The organism is Halovenus rubra (assembly GCF_026586665.1).
In the GTDB taxonomy this organism is placed as follows: Archaea; Halobacteriota; Halobacteria; order Halobacteriales; family Haloarculaceae; genus Halovenus; species Halovenus rubra.
The window spans coordinates 1-21,128 of sequence record NZ_JAODIY010000046.1; the positions used below are offsets into that span (position 1 = coordinate 1).

At 54.3% G+C, this 21,128-nt stretch carries 20 protein-coding genes; 13 read left to right on the top strand and 7 right to left on the bottom strand.

Annotated features, from left to right (window positions below):
* The first annotated feature begins 197 nt into the window (after window positions 1-197).
* Window positions 198-1,268 (top strand): sensor histidine kinase, encoded by a 1,071-nt coding sequence (locus N5098_RS16475; protein ID WP_267638931.1) that lies wholly within the window; start codon window positions 198-200, stop codon window positions 1,266-1,268.
* A gap of 27 nt (window positions 1,269-1,295) precedes the next feature.
* Here N5098_RS16475 and sod read toward each other — a convergent pair whose 3' ends face one another.
* Window positions 1,296-1,907: a superoxide dismutase [Mn] gene (gene sod / locus N5098_RS16480; RefSeq protein ID WP_267638932.1), complete on the bottom strand. Its 612-nt coding sequence runs from the start codon at window positions 1,905-1,907 to the stop codon at window positions 1,296-1,298.
* A gap of 264 nt (window positions 1,908-2,171) precedes the next feature.
* On the opposite strand from sod, the gene N5098_RS16485 reads away from it, so the two are divergent.
* The gene (locus N5098_RS16485) at window positions 2,172-3,272 is read left to right on the top strand and encodes an AI-2E family transporter (RefSeq protein WP_267638933.1); all 1,101 of its coding nucleotides are present in this window, start codon (window positions 2,172-2,174) and stop codon (window positions 3,270-3,272) included.
* A gap of 40 nt (window positions 3,273-3,312) precedes the next feature.
* The gene (locus N5098_RS16490; protein ID WP_267638934.1) at window positions 3,313-4,572 is read left to right on the top strand and encodes an MFS transporter; all 1,260 of its coding nucleotides are present in this window, start codon (window positions 3,313-3,315) and stop codon (window positions 4,570-4,572) included.
* Here the strand turns inward: N5098_RS16490 and N5098_RS16495 are convergent, their stop codons facing one another.
* Complete coding sequence (locus N5098_RS16495) at window positions 4,573-5,934, bottom strand: NAD-dependent succinate-semialdehyde dehydrogenase (RefSeq protein ID WP_267638935.1); 1,362 nt, start codon at window positions 5,932-5,934, stop codon at window positions 4,573-4,575.
* A 106-nt stretch (window positions 5,935-6,040) separates the two neighbouring features.
* On the opposite strand from N5098_RS16495, the gene N5098_RS16500 reads away from it, so the two are divergent.
* The 5 genes from N5098_RS16500 (at window position 6,041) to cofG (ending at window position 11,157) form a co-directional block, all read left to right on the top strand.
* Window positions 6,041-6,928 carry a complex I NDUFA9 subunit family protein gene (locus tag N5098_RS16500; RefSeq protein ID WP_267638936.1) on the top strand — a complete coding sequence of 296 codons (888 nt, stop codon included), beginning with the start codon at window positions 6,041-6,043 and terminating at the stop codon, window positions 6,926-6,928.
* 296 nt (window positions 6,929-7,224) lie between these two features.
* Window positions 7,225-8,397, top strand: a complete 1,173-nt coding sequence (locus N5098_RS16505; RefSeq protein ID WP_267638972.1) for a tubulin/FtsZ family protein — start codon at window positions 7,225-7,227, stop codon at window positions 8,395-8,397.
* Window positions 8,375-9,103 (top strand): hypothetical protein, encoded by a 729-nt coding sequence (locus tag N5098_RS16510; RefSeq protein ID WP_267638937.1) that lies wholly within the window; start codon window positions 8,375-8,377, stop codon window positions 9,101-9,103. Before N5098_RS16505 ends, N5098_RS16510 begins: the two co-directional genes overlap by 23 nt.
* Window positions 9,104-9,106: 3 nt before the next feature.
* Window positions 9,107-9,730 carry a 2-phospho-L-lactate guanylyltransferase gene (cofC, locus tag N5098_RS16515; protein WP_267638938.1) on the top strand — a complete coding sequence of 208 codons (624 nt, stop codon included), beginning with the start codon at window positions 9,107-9,109 and terminating at the stop codon, window positions 9,728-9,730.
* 281 nt (window positions 9,731-10,011) lie between these two features.
* On the top strand, window positions 10,012-11,157 hold the full coding sequence (gene cofG / locus N5098_RS16520) for a 7,8-didemethyl-8-hydroxy-5-deazariboflavin synthase subunit CofG (protein ID WP_382231299.1): 1,146 nt from the start codon (window positions 10,012-10,014) through the stop codon (window positions 11,155-11,157).
* Between the two features lie 11 nt (window positions 11,158-11,168).
* Here the strand turns inward: cofG and N5098_RS16525 are convergent, their stop codons facing one another.
* Window positions 11,169-12,044 carry an ArsR/SmtB family transcription factor gene (locus N5098_RS16525; protein ID WP_267638939.1) on the bottom strand — a complete coding sequence of 292 codons (876 nt, stop codon included), beginning with the start codon at window positions 12,042-12,044 and terminating at the stop codon, window positions 11,169-11,171.
* 68 nt (window positions 12,045-12,112) lie between these two features.
* Complete coding sequence (cofH, locus tag N5098_RS16530) at window positions 12,113-13,471, bottom strand: 7,8-didemethyl-8-hydroxy-5-deazariboflavin synthase subunit CofH (RefSeq protein WP_267638940.1); 1,359 nt, start codon at window positions 13,469-13,471, stop codon at window positions 12,113-12,115.
* Between the two features lie 161 nt (window positions 13,472-13,632).
* Between cofH and N5098_RS16535 the strand changes: the two genes are divergently transcribed.
* Window positions 13,633-14,790 carry a LolA family protein gene (locus N5098_RS16535; protein WP_267638941.1) on the top strand — a complete coding sequence of 386 codons (1,158 nt, stop codon included), beginning with the start codon at window positions 13,633-13,635 and terminating at the stop codon, window positions 14,788-14,790.
* Window positions 14,791-14,819: 29 nt separating this feature from the next.
* On the opposite strand, the gene N5098_RS16540 is transcribed toward N5098_RS16535, so the two are convergent.
* The gene (locus N5098_RS16540; protein ID WP_267638942.1) at window positions 14,820-15,830 is read right to left on the bottom strand and encodes a sodium:calcium antiporter; all 1,011 of its coding nucleotides are present in this window, start codon (window positions 15,828-15,830) and stop codon (window positions 14,820-14,822) included.
* 304 nt (window positions 15,831-16,134) lie between these two features.
* Window positions 16,135-17,247: a biotin synthase BioB gene (gene bioB / locus N5098_RS16545; RefSeq protein ID WP_267638943.1), complete on the bottom strand. Its 1,113-nt coding sequence runs from the start codon at window positions 17,245-17,247 to the stop codon at window positions 16,135-16,137.
* Between the two features lie 115 nt (window positions 17,248-17,362).
* Here bioB and N5098_RS16550 point away from each other — a divergent pair, with 115 nt between their 5' ends.
* Both N5098_RS16550 and N5098_RS16555 read left to right on the top strand, forming a co-directional pair.
* Window positions 17,363-18,391, top strand: a complete 1,029-nt coding sequence (locus N5098_RS16550; RefSeq protein WP_267638944.1) for a phosphoribosylaminoimidazolesuccinocarboxamide synthase — start codon at window positions 17,363-17,365, stop codon at window positions 18,389-18,391.
* Window positions 18,392-18,536: 145 nt separating this feature from the next.
* Window positions 18,537-18,899, top strand: a complete 363-nt coding sequence (locus N5098_RS16555; protein WP_267638945.1) for an Ig-like domain-containing protein — start codon at window positions 18,537-18,539, stop codon at window positions 18,897-18,899.
* A 21-nt stretch (window positions 18,900-18,920) separates the two neighbouring features.
* Here N5098_RS16555 and N5098_RS16560 read toward each other — a convergent pair whose 3' ends face one another.
* Window positions 18,921-19,388 (bottom strand): hypothetical protein, encoded by a 468-nt coding sequence (locus tag N5098_RS16560; RefSeq protein WP_267638946.1) that lies wholly within the window; start codon window positions 19,386-19,388, stop codon window positions 18,921-18,923.
* A 127-nt stretch (window positions 19,389-19,515) separates the two neighbouring features.
* On the opposite strand from N5098_RS16560, the gene N5098_RS16565 reads away from it, so the two are divergent.
* The gene (locus N5098_RS16565) at window positions 19,516-20,748 is read left to right on the top strand and encodes a translation initiation factor IF-2 subunit gamma (protein WP_267638974.1); all 1,233 of its coding nucleotides are present in this window, start codon (window positions 19,516-19,518) and stop codon (window positions 20,746-20,748) included.
* Window positions 20,715-21,125, top strand: coding sequence for a type II toxin-antitoxin system VapC family toxin (locus N5098_RS16570; protein WP_267638947.1), 411 nt, complete (start codon window positions 20,715-20,717; stop codon window positions 21,123-21,125). The genes N5098_RS16565 and N5098_RS16570 overlap by 34 nt, the downstream gene beginning before the upstream one ends.
* The last annotated feature ends 3 nt before the right edge of the window (window positions 21,126-21,128 follow it).

Consider the following 21,128-nt stretch of genomic DNA (forward strand, 5'->3'; position numbering starts at 1 on the left):
TCAAGAAGTCGTCTACCGAAGCTACATCGTGCAGGGTTGCGCTTGTGTTGGACACACTTCGCGCACCCTGCTGCTTCGTACGTGACGCTTTCTATGACAGGCTCGCAGTGGGTTATCGTTTCACGCCTGTCCAGTCGGTTGGTGTACCTCACTAAGTTGGTACTGAGGTTATATTTGTTTAGTCTCTATCTTATGTAATGAGTAGCGGATTCTGGGTTGGCTTAGCATTTTTTCTTGGTGTTCTTGCCAGCCTTGGCTCTCTCTTTGTGCGTAACCGGTATCAACCCGAGCCGGCTCTAAAAACAGCCGCTGCGTTACCGCCCTCGCTTACCGCGATGGATGACCCAGTGGCACTACAACGAACCGACGGTACAATCGCAGCATCGAACACCAAATTCGATACGCTCGTCGGCACCGATCCAGAAGGAAAAACAGTTTCAGCCGTTCTTTCGGATACCCCAGAACTCAAAAAACATGCTACCACGGATTTAGATGGGGTTGCAGCCGTCGATTCCAGCGATGGAGTCAGATACTTTGATGTCTCAATTACAGAAACAGCGTCGCCAACAGATGGGCGTGTACTATTCTTTCACGAAGTGAGCCAGCAACAGCAACGCCTCGAAGAACTCGAAGTCGAAATAGAGCGGCTTGATAGATTTGCTAGTCTTATCTCACATGACATTCGAAACCCCCTCGATGTAGCCATCGGACGAACGAACGCTGTCGTTGAGACGAGCGATGACGAAGACCTGAAACCACACCTAGATAGTATCCAAGGGGCACTAGAGCGGATGCAAGCAATTATTGCAGATGGACTGATGGTCGCACGCAAGCGCGACGATATCGGTGACACTGACCCAACATCTCTTGACGAGATGAGTCGGCAGGCCTGGGAAAACGTCGACACGAAAGACGCAACGATCAACATAGAGCCGGATGTCGTTATCGAAGCGAACTCTGGAGGACTGTCACACGTCTTGGAGAACCTATTTCGGAACGCAATCGAACACGTTGGACCGGACGTGTCAGTAACCGTCGGTTCGTTTGAAGACGGGTTTTATATCGAAGACGATGGCGAAGGGATCCCAGCAGAAAAGTACGAAGCGGAGTTCGATCCTGTTGACGGCGACTGTGGTCTTGGGCTTACTATCGTTCACATCCTTGCACAATCCCATGGATGGTCACTGACAATCACAGAGGGACAAGACGGTGGTGCACGGTTTGAGTTTTCGAACGTCAGTATTTGTCACGACGAAGTTGCTGCCTAGCAGTGCTAAAAAATGGGGTGAAGTCGATTACTCGAAGTTGTCGAGGCAGGTCTGATACTCGTCAGCGACCGAATCCCAGTTGACAACCTCGAAGAAGTTGTCGATGAAGTCACCGCGGTCCGGGCCGTAATCGTAGTAGTAGGAGTGTTCCCAGACGTCGAGCGCGAGAATTGGGTGTGCGCCCCAGAGCGCTCCTTGGTCGTGCTTGTCAACGACAACGTTGCGTAGCTGGTTTGCGACAGGGTCAAAGACCAGCAGTGCCCAACCGCCTGCAGCGCCGGCAGCCGCCTTGAATTCGCCTTTCCAGCCTTCGTAGGAGCCGAAGTCTTCTTCGATGCGGTCAAGAAGTTCTCCGTCTGGTTCACCGCCACCGTCGGGGTGCATATTCTCCCAGAACAGTGTGTGGAGATAGTGTCCACAGCCGTTGTGGGTGACGTTGCGAATCGCACTGCCGCTGCTGCCAAAGTCCCCCTCTTCGCGGTTCTCAGCTAGCGTCGCCTCTGCAGATTCGAGACCGTTTACATACCCTTGATGATGGGTGTCGTGATGCCACGTGACCACCTGTTCGGAGATGTGTGGCTCCAGTGCATCGTATTCGTAGGGTAGTTCCGGTAGTTCAGGGTGCGAGTGTTCGGACATATGTTACCTCCGTCTGATACAGTCGGTTGGTATCCACTAAAAGGTTGAGAAGCCGGAACAAAACTCGCTGAAATTTGTTTACGTAGGCTTGCTTATGCGAATATTGGGATTTGGGTTTGCTAGTGAACAACCGCTAACAGACAAAATCAGGTCCGTGCCCTGCATATTAATACCCAGCGGGATGAACGCTCCCAACAGGTTTCGAGCCGAGGTCCAGACCGAACCGGTACAGTCAAAAAACTAACGCAAAAAACACTGGATTGAATGGAACTGAATCGAGACGTTGCTCGACGGGGTATTATCGGAGCGGCAGTGTTCCTCCTATTAGCCACCGTTGCGTATATCGGCCTCGCATTCATCTCAACCGTAGTATTCTCGATTTTCCTGTACTATGCTGTACGACCTCTGTATCGCTATCTGTGCAGGCTTGGCTTTCCTCGACGACTTGGTGCATTCACTGCGCTGGTCTCGTTTGGGACTCCGTTTCTGGCGCTTATTGGATATACGGCTGCTATCGTGGTTTTTGAGATAGAGAACTTACTCGAGAGTAACGACATTGCAACGGAGGCACAAGCAGATATCACTGATGAATTGGATATTGGTTCGCTCAGCGTCCAGGAGTTACAGACACAGCTATCGAACGTGGACGCGCTTCCGTCACTGGAAACTGTCGCTGACATGCTGTTCGACGTGACGGGTACTGTCAGCGGGCTATTCTTGCAACTCCTGATTATCATCTTTGCGGTGTATTATATGTTGGTCGACGGCCCGCAGTTGGTGAGTTGGTTTGTTGATACGTACGACGACGATGGCCTTCTCAGGACCTACATGACGGTAGTAGACTCAGAGCTATCAGCGACACTTTTTGGCAATATTGCTAACATTTTTGTTACAGGAATTATAGCAATTGTGAGTTTTCTTGGCTTCAACCTGCTGGTTCCCTCGACAATTGCAGTCCCATTTCCTGTGCTTGCGGGGATACTTATCGGAGTTGGGACGCTGATTCCAGTCATCGGTATCAAGTTAGTCTACCTCCCAATTGTGGCTGGGATTGGGGCGAATGCGTGGCTGGTGGATAAACCGGGACTCATCGTCCCTGTTGTTGGATTATTAGTGTTCAGTGCAATCGTTCTGGATTTTATTCCAGACCTGTTTATCCGGGCGCAGTTCAGCGGTGAGAAGACACACAGTGGTCTACTTATGATCGCGTACATCGTCGGACCATCGCTGTTTGGGTTCTATGGTCTCTTTTTGCTCCCAATTTTGCTCATTCTGGGAATCAACGCAATAACGATTCTAGTGCCCTATGTCCTCTCTGGCGAGTCACAGACACCTGAACAGTCAACGCTCTCGGAGTTCAGTTAGCCACATTTGAATCTATCCCGTTCCGAGCGTGCAAAACGCAATGACTGAAGACGGACTCGCTGCAGATACTGGGTGGTTTGGCCGTTACGACGTGTTGGCTATCGTCGCCGGTATCTGGTTTCTTGCCAAGGCGATTAGGTACGCGTTTCCACCGCTGTTCGACGAATTGAAACTAACGTTCGAGGTTTCGAATACAGCAGTAGGAACCGCATTTACCGGTTTTATGATCGTCTACGCAGTGATGCAGTTTCCCTCTGGATTGCTGTCTGACCGCATTGGACCGACCCGAGTAATTGGAGCGGGCGTACTGACTGCTGCAGTCGGTGCAGCCATCATCGTGGTAGATGGGCCATTCGCTCTACTGGTCGCTGCGATGCTTATCTTAGGAGCAGGAACGGGGGCACACAAGACCGTCGCCATCAAACTGCTGGCAGTTGCCTACCCCTCACGTACCGGAAGGACGCTGGGTATCTTCGATACCCTCGGGACGTTCGGTGGCGTCGTCGCACCCTTGCTTGTCGCTGGAGTTATTACAGTCGGTCTCAAATGGCGGCGTCTCTTTCTCATCGCCGCACTCGCCGGCGTACTCTTAGGGATTGCAGTCCTCGTTCGCGTTCCTGAGCGACTTCCTGATTCGACAGATAAGAGAGAAAACAGGGAGGTGTCTCTTCGAGCGTACGCAGAACCGTTTACCGACACTCGGTTCCTCACATTTGTCATCGTGACGCTTGGATTCTCGTTTACATACAACGGTGTCGTCGCGTTCCTCCCACTATATCTCAATCAGGCAGTTGAGACGACAAGTTCTGTTGCAAGCTTGCTGTACAGTATCATTTTTGCCGTCAGCATCGTGCAAATTTTCACAGGAGAGCTAGCGGACCGGGTGGGCCGACTTCGGGTAATCAACGTGACGCTCGTGGTCGCGACAGTGTCACTGGCTCTGTTACTCCTCTCGTCGACAATGTCGCTCACCGTCTACGGCGTCCCAGTGCTCGGGACAGTCGCAGTTATGGGCGTCGGCCTTGGAAGTCATGGCTTCCGTCCCGTTCGCGGTGTTCACCTCGAAGCGCTACTCCCAGAGTCACTGGCTGGCGGCGGTCTCGGTGCGGTTCGGTCCGCACTGATGGGAGCCGGTGCAATCGCTCCAACTGCAGTTGGCTATCTTGCAGATAGAACCAACTTTACTGTTGCGTTCGGTCTACTGTTGGGAACTCTCACAGTGGCGACGGTCCTTGCGTTGGGTCTGCTTTTGACCGATAGCGACCTATCAGTCCACAGAAAACGACACCGACGGCAGTGATTATTGAATCCAGACAGTCTTGCGGTTGACAAACTCTTTGATGCCAGCTTCCGACAGCTCTCGCCCGTAGCCAGCGTCTTCGATTCCACCGAACGGAACCCGGGGGTCAGATTTAGTCATCTCATTGACATAGACACAGCCGGCATCGATATCGCGTGCAAGTCGGCGGCCGCGGTCGCGGTCAGCAGTCCATAGACTTGCACCTAGCCCGTATCTGGTATCGTTTGCCTTCTGAATTGCCTCTTGCTCGTCTTCGACTTTGTACAGAGAGGCGACCGGACCGAACGTCTCCTCGGCATCAGCAGGGCAGCCTTCAGGAACATTGGTGAGCACTGTCGGCGGATAAAACGCACCGTCGCGGTCGAGTGGTTCTCCACCTGTGAGTACCGTCGCACCCGCATCAACGCTTTGTTGTACTTGCTCATGGAGTTCTGCCATCAGGTCAGGGTCTGCCTGTGCGCCCACATCGGTCGTCTCATCCATTGGGTCGCCGACATGTAGGTCCTCAAACGCCGACACCATCCGGTCAACGTACTCATCGTAGACGTCTTCGTGGACGATAAACCGCTTGGCAGCGATACAAGACTGACCGCCATTCAGTGTGCGTGCTAGCACACCCTTCTCGACGGCCCCAGCAAGATCCGCGTCGTCGAGAACGACAAAGGGGTCACTCCCGCCCAGTTCGAGGACAGTCTTTTTGAGCTGTTCACCAGCAGTTTCGGCGACTGCACGGCCAGCAGGTCCGCTTCCCGTCAGCGTTGCCGCCTTGACCCGGTCGTCAGCGAGAATGTCATCGACTTTGCTCGAACTGACCAACAATGATTGGAAGGCACCCTCGGGGTAGCCAGCCTTCTCGAAGACTTCCTGCAGTGCGACCGCACAGCCGGGGACGTTCGAGGCGTGTTTGAGTACGCCAACATTACCCGCAGTGAGGTACGGTGCGGCAAAACGGATAACCTGCCAGAAGGGGTAGTTCCAGGGCATCACTGCCAGAACTGTCCCGAGTGGGTCGTGAACCGTCCGGACTTCGCTTCCGGGCGGAGAGGGGAACTGTTCAGTTTCGAGATACGCACCGGCGTGTTCGGCGTAATGGTCACAGGCCCACGCGCATTTCTCTACCTCCGCGATTGCCTGCGAGATTGGTTTGCCCATCTCTTTGGTCATAATCTCGCCGTACTTTTGCTTGTTCTCGCGGAGCACGTCGGCAGCGTTTGCCAGCAACTCTTCGCGTTCGCGGATAGAGCGGTCACTCCACTCCTCGAAGGTTTCCTGTGCAGTTGTAAGTCGCTGTTCGACCTCCTCGTCGGTATGTTCCTGATAGGTCGCGACTGTCTCGCCGGTTGCTGGATTAACTGCTCTCATCTATATGCTATCTGTGATGGCACCCGGCTTAGTAATTGTGTCGGGCGACTGTCTCATCTCGGGTTCGTGTCCCCATCTTTATTCCGAGTCCAGCCGAAGATATTGTATGAATATACTCGTCACCGGCGGAACCGGATTTATTGGACAGCATCTCTGTGAACTGCTGGCCAAACGCGGGCACAATGTGACTGCCCTCGCACGCAACCCCGACAGCAGCGGTACTGAGTCTGGTGAGATCGTCGTTGGCGACGTTACTGCCTACGAGTCAATTGTCGACGCGTTTGCGGACAAAGATGTCGTCGTCAACCTTGTCGCGCTCTCACCGTTATTTATTCCTAGCGGCGGCAACGAAATGCACGAACGTATCCATCTCGGCGGCACCAAGAACTGTCTTCGTGCGGCTGAGAAACACGACGTTGATCGGTTCGTCCAGATGAGTGCGCTGGGAGCTGATTCAACGGGAGCAACGCACTATATCCGTGCCAAGGGCCGGGCTGAAGAAGCCGTGTCCGATGCTGATATCGCCACAACCATTGTCAGGCCCTCTGTTGTTTTCGGTGACGATGGGCAGTTCCTGCGATTTGTCCGGAAGCTGACTCCGCCGGTTGTTGCTCCGCTTCCGGGCGGCGGAGAAACACGGTTCCAGCCGATTTTCGTTGAGGACCTCGTGACGATGCTTGCTGACACTGTCGAAGACAAGGCCCACAGCGGGGAAACGTACGACTTCGGTGGCCCAGAGGTCCTGACGCTGGCCGAAGTTGCAAAGCTGGTGCGGAAAGCGCGCGGACAGTCCGTCACCATTGTCCCTGTTCCGATGAGTGTTGCTGGTGTGGGAATGACGCTTGCTGGTGCAATTCCGGGGTTCCCGATGGGGCGAGACCAGTACCAGTCGCTTCAGTTCGATAATACGACCGAACAAAACGACATCGATGCCTTCGGGTTTAGCAGTGGGGACCTGAGGACAGTCTCGGAGTACGTTGGGCTTCGTGACTGATAGTATCGACCGACTTTGCTCTCTCGACTGTCTGATAGCGGCCACAGTTATCACTGGAAAGACATTCCAGACAAGCGCGCGCCAGCGGAGACAGGCCACTGAGAAGACAAACTGATGCGTAAAATCTAGTTACGAGTGATCGTCTGGTTGCTGTCGACGCAGATAATTTCTTTTTATTGACAATAGTGGCCGTTTAGCGGTAATAACTGTCGGCTCAAATCCGAACGGGTTTTCGGTGTTGATAGATGGGCAAAACACTTATTGGCGCGATGGTACAGCATCTTCTTAAGAGAAATATGAAACTCGCGATGATCGGTTTTGGACAGGCAGGCGGGAAAATCGTCGATAAGTTCCTAGAGTATGATGCTCGGACAGGGAGCGGCATCGTACAATCCGCTATCGCCGTCAACACGGCAAAAGCGGACCTTATGGGGCTTGAGAACATTCCAGAAGATAATCGAGTGCTTATCGGGCAAGCACGTGTGAAAGGCCACGGCGTCGGAGCAGACAACGAGCTCGGGGCCGAAATTGCGGAGGAAGATATCGACGAAGTACAGGGTGCAATTGATAGTGTCCCAGTCCACGAAATTGATGCTTTCCTCATTGTGGCTGGCCTTGGTGGCGGGACTGGGTCGGGTGGGTCGCCTGTACTAGCGAAACACCTGAAACGCATCTATACTGAGCCGGTGTATGGTCTTGGAATTCTCCCTGGTGGTGACGAGGGAGGAATCTACACACTCAACGCCGCACGGTCGTTCCAGACTTTCGTTCGTGAAGTCGACAACCTCCTAGTCTTCGATAACGACGCTTGGCGCAAAACAGGCGAGTCAGTCGAAGGTGGCTACGACGAAATTAACGACGAAATCGTCCGGCGGTTCGGTGTCCTCTTTGGGGCTGGAGAAGTCACTGCTGGCGATAACGTCGCCGAAAGCGTTGTAGACTCCTCCGAGATTATCAACACTCTCGACGGCGGAGGTGTCTCTACAGTCGGGTACGACACAGAGGCTGTCGAAGAAGCCGAATCAAGCGGCCTTCTCTCACGGTTCAAAGGCGGCGACCAAAACGACATGGAGACGGCAAATACGACCAACCGAATCACTGCACTTGTTCGTAAGGCTGCTCTTGGCCGACTGACTCTCCCGTGTGAGGTCGAGGGGTCGGAGCGAGCGCTACTGGTCGTCTCTGGACCGTCTGAACATCTAAACCGGAAGGGAATAGAGCGCGGGCGCAAATGGCTCGAAGAGCAGACCGGTAGTATGGAAGTCCGTGGCGGTGACTATCCTGTCCAAGAGCCAAATGTTGCTGCAGCGGTGCTCCTGTCAGGTGTCCACAACGTTCCCCGAATCAAAGAACTGCAACAAGTGGCAATTGAAGCACAGGAAAATATCGACGAAATACAGCAAGAGAGCGAAGAGAATTTAGAGTCCCTCGTTGAAGATGATGAAGATGAGTTGGATCCGCTCTTCTAAGGCGATCACCGCAGTTGTATTGCTCGTCATCGCGCTCGGCGCGGTCGGGACAGCCACAGCAGTCTCATTTGATGCTGATAGTCCCGAATCGACCGAGGTCGGTGAGACGATGACGTTTAACGTTGAGATGACGGATGTGTTTGAGGATCAGCCAAACGAGTGGACCGTAGATGCGAACACCGAACTCAAAGGCGCTACAGTCCAGATGATTGCCGAGGACGTCTCGGGTGAGGAGGTTGCACGCTCTGACAACAGCGAGTTACAAGTCAGCAGCGAAGATGGTGTCAATAGAGTAACTATTGAGATTCAGGGAGAAGTCCCCGGTATCTCTTCGTACAGTTACGAGAACCCAGATGAACAGAACTTCAAGGTACTCGAAATCTCCCAAGCAGACGGACCTTCGATTGAGGAGTGGCAGGCACCTCGGTACACCGAAGCGAGCCAAGAAGCACGAAACGCAATAGAAAGCGCCGAAGATGCCGGTGCATCTGAGGGAGACCTGCAAAACGCGATCAGTTCGTACAACTCCGAGAACTTCGGCAACGCGCAAGACCTCGCCGAAAGCGCTGAAGATAGCGCTGCAGGAGAAGAACAGACTCAGCAGTATCTCATGTTTGGTGGCATCGCGCTCGTCGTGATCGTCCTCATCGGCGGCGGTTACTATGTCTACCAACAGCGACAAGAAAACACGAGCAAGCTTCGGTAGGGAATGCAGGTTCTCGTTCCGTACGACGTACAGGAGCCGAAAACGCGCCTGTCTGCGGTATTTGATGCGAACCAACGGCAGGCGTTTTCGCGAGTGATGCTCGATGACGTGTTACGCTCGCTTCACAAAGCCGGACACGACCCGATTGTTCTTGCAACCGCCGCCATCGACTGTGAATCATCCGTCATCATCGACGAGCGGCCGCTAACTGTCGCTGTCAACGGTGAAATCGACGCACGGGACCCACCGACTGGTGTTGTCATGGCAGACCTCGGTCTCGTAACGGCTGGGGCGCTCAATCGGTTATTCGAAACACCAGGAGACGTGGTCATTGCCCCCGGTGTTGGTGGCGGAACAAACGCACTCGTCGTCCGAGAGTCAGCATTCCAAGTCGATTATCACGGGCTATCATTCCGAGATCATTGTGCCGCCGCGAGACAAAAGGGATACGAGGTTTCAGTCGTCGATTCGTTCCGTCTCGCAATGGATGTCGATGAGCCAGACAACATTCTTGAAGTGCTCCTTCACGGAGAGGGCTGTGCTCGGGAGTGGCTGACCAACTCCGGCGCATCGGTCGACCAAACCGGAGACGAGCCAACGCTGTCGTTCTCGGAGGAACTAGAATGAGTGCAGTACCTAGGCGTTCCTGTTCGTTCGGTTCAACAGGGGCGAATAAGACGTTTTAATCTGGTACAATACATCATAGAGTGCACGGGCCGACTCGTGCAGTAGGAGACGTAACTCGCGCCGTGGACCCGCCACTGTGCCAACTCCACCGCTTTTTAGATCACGGAAGCCAGCCTTGACCCATAGCTGGTTCATACGTTTTCTGCCGGGAGCCTGAACACTTTTGAGAGTCCCCACCTGAAGACGACGTAGTGAGCAAAAGCGAGGGGGCAATACTCCAGATAGTAGGGGGCGACCAGCTGGTCATCGCGGGTGCTGAAATTGACACAGTTCTCGACAGCCGACCAGCTGACGTCGAGGCCGCTGACCACCTCTCGTTTGCGCGTAACGTTTTCATCCCCTTGACGACCGCCTGCCGATACACCTGTACCTACTGTACGTACTTTGATCCGCCCGGACAGGCGACGTTGCTCTCTCCCGAAGAGATACGCGAAATTGTCTCCCGTGGTGCCGATGCCGGCTGTACGGAAGCACTCTTTACGTTCGGAGACGACCCGGACGACCGGTATACCGAGATTCACGAACAGCTCGAATCGTGGGGTTATCGCTCGATTCACACCTATCTGCGTGAGGCCTGTGAGATTGCGCTGACCGAAGGATTACTTCCACATGCGAACCCCGGCGACCAGAGCCGAGAGCAGATGGAAGCTGTGGCAGACGTGAACGCAAGCATGGGTGTAATGCTCGAGACGACCGCAAACGTGAGTGCACATGCTGGTCCAAGGCAGAAGACACCAGCACAGCGGCTTGCCACGCTCCAGACTGCCGGGGAGTTGGGTGTTCCCTTCACAACAGGGATTCTTGTTGGTATCGGCGAAAGCTGGCGTGACAGAGCGATTAGCCTCCTCGCCATCCGCAATCTCCACGAACGATATGACCACATTCAGGAAGTCATCATCCAACCGGTTGTCGAAAACGAGCGCTGGCAAGGCGGCTCTCCAGCTATTGACACGCTCCGGCGGGTAGTTGCGATGGCGAGAGCCACACTACCGCCCGAGGTGTCTCTTCAGGTGCCACCGAATCTTGCCCCGGCACGGAAAGTCGTCGACTGTGGTATCGATGACCTCGGTGGCGTCTCACCGGTTACTGACGACCATATCAACCCCGAGTATGAGTGGCCTGCACTGCAGGAACTCCGAGAGATTGCAGGGAGTGCTGGCGTCCCGCTACACGAACGCCTGCCGGTATACAACCGATACCTTCCCGACGATCTCCGGCCAAAACAGTTTGACGGGACTCCTGCACAGCAACCCGAAACCGGTCAGTGGATAGCTAACCGTATCCAGACCGAGTTATCAGCGAAGACAGAACAAGCGCAGCGATACAGAACCGTTATCGACGGAAAGCGTGTACACGTTCCGCAGTGATTACGGAACTGTCATTCCGGTAAACACTCAGTCTCGACTACGTCGAGTGACTCGTTAACAATGATGTCAAGTCGCTCTCCCCCGGCGTGGTAGCTCACACTGACACGGAACGGATCAGAATCCAAGACTCGGGTGCGGTCGGTGTTCCAGGTGGCAAACTCCCACAGCGACGTTTCTTGAACGTTGATATCATGGTCATAATAAAAGGAGACAACCGCCGGGTGAGAGAGTAAGCTGTTTCCAAGGTTGACCGTAAGAGAACTGCCACACCGCTCACAGCCATACTGAACGACCGGCAACTCGTCACTCCCACCCAGATGCTCAACATCTTTCCCGAGAATATCACTCATTAGGACGATAGTCGGCGTTGTCTTTCCTTCGCAGTACCAGCAAAAGCCGTTATCTGCTTGTCTAACAATTGTCCGGAAATACCTGTTAGCGACAGCAGGAACCGCATCTCTGTCGTAGCTTGCAAAAACGCCGGGAGGGACGCCTGCGCTCGGAGAAACCTTACAGGAATCGCACTCGACCCGGACCGTTTCATCGCTGTAGGTAAGCGTCCGTGACCCTCCACAGGCGGGGCACGGTTCTGCGAGCGCGATTGGCTCAAGTGAGTCTTCTTTTGTGTAGGCACCGGACAGAATTGATCCGTAGACAAGGCGGCCAGCTATCGTAAGATGGTATCCATTGTCTGTTTTGGATACGAAGCGGCCAGTGAGTTGGTCGAGATGATAGTTGAACTTGCCGGAATCACGCATCCCCAGCGCTTCACGGAGTTCAGTAAAGGTTGCGGCACTCTCGCGCTCCCAGAGGATCCGCAAAATTGCGACTCGTTTCGAATCAGCGAGAGCAGTAAACGCTTCCTCGGTCTCGTCATGCGTAGTCATCGCCGTCTCTTTCGTAACGGCTTCCTGCGTATAGAACTGACGGAGCCACCAGTGGCCCCACCGAGTGCTTACCGTTCGACGAGGGGTGTCCCGTCTGCGTTAGGACCTAAGACAGGGCCAAACGGCGGGTTGTCGGGGTCGATTCGCTGACGTTGCTGGTAATCTGTTGACCGCTCGACCGGAATCCGGCCAATTGCCGAAACCATCTCGACGTACTCCGCAAACGACCGTGCCTCGCCAAAACCACCTCCAGCCCGTTTGGTAATCTCTTCGGAGAGAATCGTCCCCATAAAGTCATCAGCGCCACACGACAGCATCTTCAGACCATGGTTGTCACCGTATTTGACCCATGACGACTGAATGTGGTCGATATTGTCGAGATAGAGCCGAGAGACCGCAATCATTAGTTCGTCTTCGTCTCGAGTCGCGCCAGCATCGACCATGCCACGGTCGTACAGCGGCGTATTGGGGTGGACAAACGAGAGCGGAACAAACTCCGTAATCGAGCCGATTCGGTCCTGTAAATCCCGAATAACGTCGAGGTGATGGATACGATGGGCTTCGTTCTCGACGTGTCCATACATAATTGTCGCGGTCGTCGGCATGCCAACAGCGGCGGCAGCCTCGATTGCCATAACCCACTCGTCTGTCCCAATCTTGCCCGGGCAGATGACGTTTCTGACTTCGTCGACGAGAATCTCTGCTGCGGTTCCGGGAACAGTATCGAGGCCTGCATCCGCCAACCGGCTGTATACCTCTTTGTAACTCCAGGGAGTCCCGCGTCGGGCGTGATAAGCCTCTTCAGGCGTCATCGAGTGGAGGTGAACGTCGTCGACGCTCATCGCCGCCATCTGTTCACAGTACGTGCCCGGGTTTTTCTCGTACCGTTCCGGTGGTTTATAGTTCAGGTCGCTGCGGTCACTTGCCTCCAATATTTCACGGTGTTCGTCGTCAAGCGCAAACGCCGGATGTAACCCACTGACAGATGTAACCTCATAAATACCAGTCTCGATTGCCTGCGCAACAATCTCTCGTGATTCTGCAGGTGTCTTGGTAAAGCCCGCATGGTCAACGTCGTTGTCAGCGAGGAACGCATCGGAGCGGTCTTTAAAGTTACAGAAGAGACAGCCGGTATTACAGGCTGTTGTAACGTTGTTGTTGAGGTTGGCAACGAAGGTAACTTCCTCACCAACGACCTCCCTACGGCGGCGGTCGGCTGCCTCAAGAACGAGTTCCTTTCGCTCCCTGTCAATGCCCTGCAGGTCAGTTCCAGTCGTCAGAAGTTCGATACCGTCCTCAACTGTGAGACGCACCCCTGAACGAGCTTTTTCGAGAGCATTCTCGAAGCTCTGGTCAGAGTTGGCTGTTATCTCCCAGTCAAAGCGCTCGCGGGGCACATTCGAGGCCCCACGGGAGGCATTTGCCATTATCCACTGTCTGCGACCCGTCACCTAAACCCTGACGGGTGCGGCCAGAACTGTCGATGTCGAACCGTCTGGCAGTCACACCCATCTGCAACACTCCAAATGCAGTCAGAATGAAATCGAAAGTGCCTAGGTTTTTGTTTTTCGGCAAACGCTAGCGCTATATGAACGGTTCTCGAGTCGTGTCTATCGCCCTCTTCGCTGCTTTGTTGTGTCTAACGGCCGGTTGTATGACGCCACTAAGCGAAGACGTGACTGAAGACGACCTGTTGTCAGAGTTTGAAGACCTAGAACCGCCCACAGAGATGAACGCAACAGTCGTCGTCAACGCGACAATCCAAGGTGAATCAACGAATATATCATACGATATGTGGCATCGGCTGAACGGGCAAAGCCGGACCGAGAGTAGCCTTACTGGCAATCGGCGTATCGAAATAGATGACGGACAAAAGCGGTGGTCATACAATCCAAGTGAAGATACGGTCGAGGTCAGAGAGTCCGTCGAATCACCGTCTAGGATAGAGGCAAGCATAAACGCAACAAAAGAAATCCTTCGCCTAGGAAATATTACAGATATCAGTGAAACGGAGTACGAGGGCAGGGATGTCTACCACGTCACTTTCGGTGGGTCTAAAGAAGACAATGAGAGAGAGAACACGTATCTCCCACCGACGGTCCCGAGCGTCGGTGGTGGTCTCGCTGGCGGCGAAGAAAATAAAAACACCAACAAAACGGTTAGTGACAGTCTTTTGTCTAGCAATGCAACCCGCGTCGAACTCTGGATAGATTCGGAGTACATGATTATTCTCCGACAGAATCGCATCGGTAACCAGTCGTACAAGATGGCATACACTGATATTGCGTTCAATGCTGGGCTGGATGATACTCTCTTCTCGTTCGAGCCATCAGAAAAAACAGAGGTTGAGAAGCGTGAAACACCAAATTTCAATCGTTACGACTCCCTTGAGGCGGCCCGCGAAAAGACATCATTTTCGATTGAGACACCAGATATCGACAGCACGAGGCTGAACTCAGCTTTTGTCGTCACACGCAACAACTCCAATAGAGAGGAAGTCAGACTGCAGTACGAGACTGGAAATGAATACGAGATAACCGTCGCAAAACGGACACCAGCCGAAGAGCCAGAAGACGGCAATGAGGATGTTGCTATTGGTGGAGTTACCGGGGGATACGCTGAGATGGGTAATGGCCTGCACCGGATCTGGTGGACTGTTGGCGACTTTAAGTACAGCATCATTACAAGTACCGAGATAGACCGCAAACGGCTGATTGAGTTGGCCGAGTCAATGGAAACAACCTGAAGCCTTCGCCAGCGTAGACGATAGGTAGATTAAGACGGGAGGATATTGATAAAGGACAACGCTTCTGCAAATGCCCACCCGACAAATGCGAGATACGCAACCAGGAGTAGTTTTGCTTCTCGCGGACTTAGGGCAAGGTTTGTTCGAAGCGCGACAAACAAAAGCGCAGTCGCCGCCATCAGACAACCCATCATCGGCGCTGTCACGGTAAAGTTGACCGCTGCAGTCCCGGTGATAAGAACGCCAAGAGGAATAACCACCAGCAGGTCGAAAGTATTTGACCCGACGACGTTTGCGATGCTTGCCACCGCACGGTCGTTTTCTGCGGCCTGAACGCTTACAAGGGTATCAGGAACGCTTGTCGCGGCGGCAACAACGGTGATACCCCAGAGGAACTCGGATGTCCCAGCGACATCGCCAATTGAGATAACCGAATGAACTAACCGTTCAACTGCAGCGAGAATAATGAGCAGTCCTGCAAGCAGGAGTCCCCACTGTTTCAACGGCGAAATTGAGTTGGATTCATCCCGCCCAGCAAAATCGGCGGCATCTTGCCACTGTAAGAAAAGATATAGTCCGTACATCGCAAGCGGGAACAAGACCAGTGGGCGTGTAATCTCGCCGTTGAGTGACCCCTTAGTTGGGTTGTAAATAAGGCCAAACGCGAACGTCAAAAAGAGAACGAGTACGGCAAGAAGATAGAACAACGTATCCTTATGAACGAGTGTTCGGTTGGCGTTGAGGGTCTCTCCTGAAACAAGGACAGCAAGCGCTGGAATAACAAGAATGTTGAAAATAGCTGAGCCGACGATTGCACCCGCACCGAGTCCGAACGACCCTTGGGCTGCAGCGACGACGACACTGGCGAGTTCAGGAAAGCTTGACCCAGCCGCTGCGATAAGCCCACCCTGTACGACCGGCGGGAGGTTATAATGAACAGCAAGTTTAGCGCTTGCGTCTTCGAGCCAGCCGCTTCCACCCCAGATTGCGGCAGTCGTAATAAAAATCCAAAAGAGATCAAGCAGGACAGTTCCCGCCATTAGCACAGACCTGCCGTTCGAAACGTATCACTGAGTACGATGCCATCGATAGAAGGGAGTAGATATGCGCTCCAAGTGTCTGCCATTGAGCAAAGTTCTTCGTGGAATGAATAAAAGATGACCGATTGCTACTGTCTAGGAGAGTCGCTTCTCTCAGCAGTCAGTAGCCACTCATCGTCGCCGACTGGTGGTGGAGTTCTGGCGGTCCGGACAGAGACCGTGATATCGTAGATACAGTTATCCAGAATCGAGGAAAACGCTCTACCTGTTATTATGGAATGAATCGAATAATATACGTCACAAATCACTCCTCGATTGCTTTGCTAGTGGCTGAGCCCGCTGCAGTCTCGACTTGGTCAGTATCGCCTTCCCGGGACTTGACTCGTTCAGGGCTGAACTCGTTTGCATCCTGATTTGGCTCCAGCCCCGCCTGTTCAATGGTCTCGATATCGTCGCCGGGTGATTGGCCCTGGGTTGTGAGGTAATCTCCGGTGAGTATCCCGTCAGCGCCAGCCTCAAACGGGAGATGTTGTTCGTCAGCGTCGAGGTTAGCTTCTCTGCCGCCGGTCAACCGGACGCGGGCCTCTGGGTGAAGCAGCCGGTAGATGGCGATTGTTTTGATTATCTCCTCAGTTGTAATGTCAGCGGAATCGCCTAGCTTCTCACCAAGTGGTGTTCCAGCCACAGGATTCAAGATGTTGACTGGCAGTGAAGAGACACCGATATTCTGCAGTGCAATCGCGGCGTCGACACGGTCGGCAGGCGACTCACCCATGCCCAGAATAACGCCTGCACAGAGGTCCATCCCTGCTTTTTTTGCGACCTCAAGCGTCTGAACACGGTCCTCAAAGCTATGTGTTTCGACAATCTCGGGGAAGTAGTTGGGAGACGTCTCGATATTGTGATTGTAGTGGTTGAGTCCTTCTTCGGCAAGGATTCTCGCCTCTTCGTCGGTAAGGATGCCAAGGCTAGCATCGACTTCTACGTCGGTTTCGTCGCGGACCAATCGAATTGCCTCGATAACTTCGTCCCACTCATCGGGGCGGCGCTCTTTCGAGACACCTTTCTCGGCAACGACGATACCGAAGCGCTGGGCACCATCCCGCTCGGCACGTTTGGCCGCTTCGAGTATTTTCTCCGGGCCGAGAAAGCCATAGTTGTCAATTCCCGTCTCGAAGTGGACCGACTGTGCACAGAAGCCACAGTCTTCGGCACAGTTGCCTGCCTTCGCGTTGACAATCGAACAGGCGTCGACAGTTCCATCACCGAACTCTCGGCGGACAGCATCGGCTGCCAACGCCAATTCATCGACAGGTTGTGCCATGAGCGCGATACCATCCTGTCTATCGAGGAGTTCGCCGTCAAACAGTCGGGCGAGTGCGTTGTCTATCGTGCGGTTTCCCGTCTCGTAAACCATAGACATTGTGTCGGTTGTCGATTATAAATAGCTTGTGTACGCTGTGTCTGGGCAGACAAGCCAAAGCGTGTCGAAAGTACAACTATCTTAACCTGTGAACTGAAACAGGCTGGCAATGACGAGTGTCAAGAACTTCCGGGTAGAGGAGCAGGCAACGGAGTCGTCGCTCGGGCGCGGCGTGTTTGAGTTCACCGATGATTACTCGGTGTTCGACTGGGGAAAAATGCCCGACACGATTCCGGACAAGGGGGCTTCACTCTGTACAATGGGCGCGTTCAATTTCGAACAACTGGAGGCGGCGGGCGTTCCCACCCATTATCGGGGCGTTATTGTTGATGGCGAGACAGTCTCGCTTGACGCGGCGCTCGATCAAGGAGTTACACCTCGCGAGATGGCCATCGAGTTGACGCAGGTGCCGGACCTGCCGTTCGATGAGGGTTGCTACGAGTACGACAGCTACCACGCTGAGGCAGGGTCAAACTATCTGGTCCCGCTGGAGATTGTCTTTCGGAACCGCGTTCCGGTTGGCTCCTCCCTTCGCAAACGGACCGACCCTGTAGACCACGGACTGTCGTTCGATTCTTGGCCTGATGGGGTAGTTGACTTGCCGGAAGCTATCGTGGAGTTCTCGACGAAATACGAGGAACAAGACCGGTATCTCACACGCGAGGAAGCCGATGAGATAGCAGGGAAAGCGAGCATCGACGACCTCGAACTGGTGGCTCGGAATGTAAACAGTCTGGTTACCGAGCAGGCAGAGGGTGCCGGATTGACACATGAAGACGGGAAAATCGAATGTCTCTCTGTCAATGGCGAGATTCGGGTCGCAGATGTAGTCGGAACGTTCGACGAAAACCGCTTTAGTTCCGACGGTCAGCAGGTCTCCAAGGAGGTTATCCGCCAGTATCACAAGCGAACTCAGCCAGAATGGGTCAAGACGGTCAGCGAAGCGAAAGAAACGGCAACTGCTGAGAGCATCGACGACTGGAAATCGCTGTGTGACTGTGACCCCTCTCCACTCAACGCCGAAGTCGTCCGGGCGAGCAGAGATATGTACTGTGCCGGAACGAATACGTACATCGGACGGGAGGTCTTCGACGCACCGACGTTGGGAGAGGCACTTGAGCGGTTTAGCACACTCTAACCGGAAACGTGTCGTTCATCATAGGGTAGTCTGGAGGCTGGCGCGTGATTATGACGACAAAATCGGATGGTACTCACTCTTAGTGTCTTTCAGCCCGAGAAACACAGGTAGGATATATATTCTGGAGCGCCCTCAATCCATAGATATGGAGACAGTACAGCCCCACGGCGAGACCCAAGAGACCAGCAAGCCACAGCGGCAGACGACCCCCCAAGTCAGCGAAGAGTGTCTCGTCATCAGGAACTACGACGGCGATGAGTCCTACACCGTTACCGTACAGTACTGGGACGTCAAAGGAGAGAGTGTTTACACTCGGGAAGTGACAGTAGGACCGCTCGAAACTATTACGTTCGAGAGTCGGTTACAGCGTCGTGCCTACCGTGTCGTGGCCAGTCTCGACAGCGGCGAACGAGCAGAGACGACGTGTCTTATCGGAAGTGGCCTCAGCGAAACGGCACTTGTCGAAACCGGGAATCGGACAGTAAGTGTCACCGACGGACTCCAATAGCAGTCGTCTGTTCGCTTGCCCTCACTCTTTGTGATGAGTTAGGCGCTCGACAGACAAAGAGACCATATCTTTCCAGTCCGTGGGCCAGTCACCGCCGCGTTTTGGCGGGTCGATATCGAGGTCAATTGGTGAATAGCTGACACGGTCGAAAGCGCGTGTGCTGGTGTACCCGACAAACTCCGCGTTCTCTCGTTTTGAGGAGTGCCCACCGCGGGCGAGGTCATAGTAGCGGGTAAACAGCTGAAAAACGGAGACACGCTGGTGATTGATGGACCCTTCATCGAGGTGACGAAACAACTTCGCGGTGTTGTTGGCCGGGTCTGCTCGTCGCCACTCCAGTTCGACCAGAACAACTGTGTTCTCCCCGAGACCGGCCACGTCAACCGGTGTCCCATTGCTATTATACTCTGTCTGCCAGTCACGCGTCGGGTACTCGCAGGCAAGCATTTGCTTGAGAGTCGTCTGAACCGTCGACGCGAACTCACCCATCGCCAGCATCCACACACAGCTGGCGTATGTATCTTCTGGCAACGAGTACGGTCTGTGGGGGATGCGAGACTCGAAACAGTAGGTTTATCACTTTGACAGAGTGAAATTCACGCATATTACTCCCGAGATGACAGCGAACAAGCAACCGGAGGTAAACATTGGACTCGTTGGACACGTCGATCACGGAAAGACGACGCTGGTCCAGGCATTGAGCGGACAGTGGACGGACCAGCACTCGGAGGAGATGAAACGCGGTATCTCCATCCGTCTCGGCTACGCAGACGCGACGTTTAGAGAGTGTCCGGGACTGGACGAACCGAAACGATACACCGTCGATGAGGAGTGTCCGGACGGCTCGGAAAGCGACGTATTGCGGACAGTCTCGTTTGTCGATGCGCCGGGGCACGAGACCCTGATGGCGACGATGCTCTCGGGTGCGTCTATCATGGACGGTGCAGTGCTGGTGATTTCTGCGAGCGAGGATGTACCCCAGGCACAGACCGAAGAGCACCTGATGGCACTCGATATCATCGGTATCGAGAACATCGTCATTGCACAGAACAAAATTGACCTGGTCGACCGCGAGCGGGCCGAAGAAAACTACGAGCAGATTCAGGAGTTCGTCAAAGGGACAGTCGCCGAGGACGCACCTATCGTCCCGGTGAGCGCCCAGCAGGAAGTGAACCTGGACCTACTTATCCAGACAATCGAAGAAGAGATTCCGACACCGGACCGCGACCCCGAATCGGACCCGGAGCTACTGGTCGCCCGGAGCTTCGACATCAACCGACCCGGTACCGAATGGGACGGACTGACCGGTGGCGTTCTCGGCGGCACCCTCTCAGAGGGGAAACTCGAACCCGGCGACACCCTCGAACTTCGCCCAGGTCGTGAAGTCGAAGAAGGCGGACAGACCGAGTGGCGCCCCGTCAAAGCCGAGATTCGTTCTTTGCAGGCTGGCGGCGACTCGGTTGAGGAGGTGACGCCTGGTGGGTTGTTAGGAGTCGGGACCGGACTCGACCCTGCAATTACGAAAGGAGATGCACTCGCCGGGCGGGTCGCTGGCCCCCCTGGAACGCTTCCACCGGTACATGATTCCTTTACCATGGAAGTGAATCTGCTTGACCGTATCGTCGGCAGCGACGAGGGTGAAGGCGAAATCGACGATATTTCGACCGGCGAGCCGCTCATGCTGACGGTTGGAACCGCAACAACGGTTGGGTCAGTAACGAGCGCTCGCGGCGAAGAGTGCGACGTAAAGCTCAAACGGCCAGTTTGTGCCGAGCCGGGAGTGAAGATTGCAATTAACCGGCGTGTCGGCGCACGATGGCGACTCATCGGCTACGGAACGCTACAGTGACGGTCCTCCTCGACACAAACGCACTCATGATGCCCGTGGAATGTGATGTTAGGCTGTTCGACGAACTCGACCGCCTACTCGATGGGCCATCGTGTGTGGTTCCAGAAGCAGCCGCCGCTGAACTCGATTCACTTGCTGACGGGGCAGGGAAGGAAGCGACGGCTGCAAGTGTCGGATACGACCTCGCAACGGAACGCTGTCACATTCGGGAAGCAACTGCGTCGTATGCAGATGACGCAGTGCTTGAACTTGCACAGGCTGACGACGTGACACACGTCGTGACGAATGACACGCCGCTCCGAAACCGTCTGCTCGATGCAGGCGCATCAGTAATTAGTTTACGGGGGCGGAACAAACTAGCTATCACTCAACCATAATCT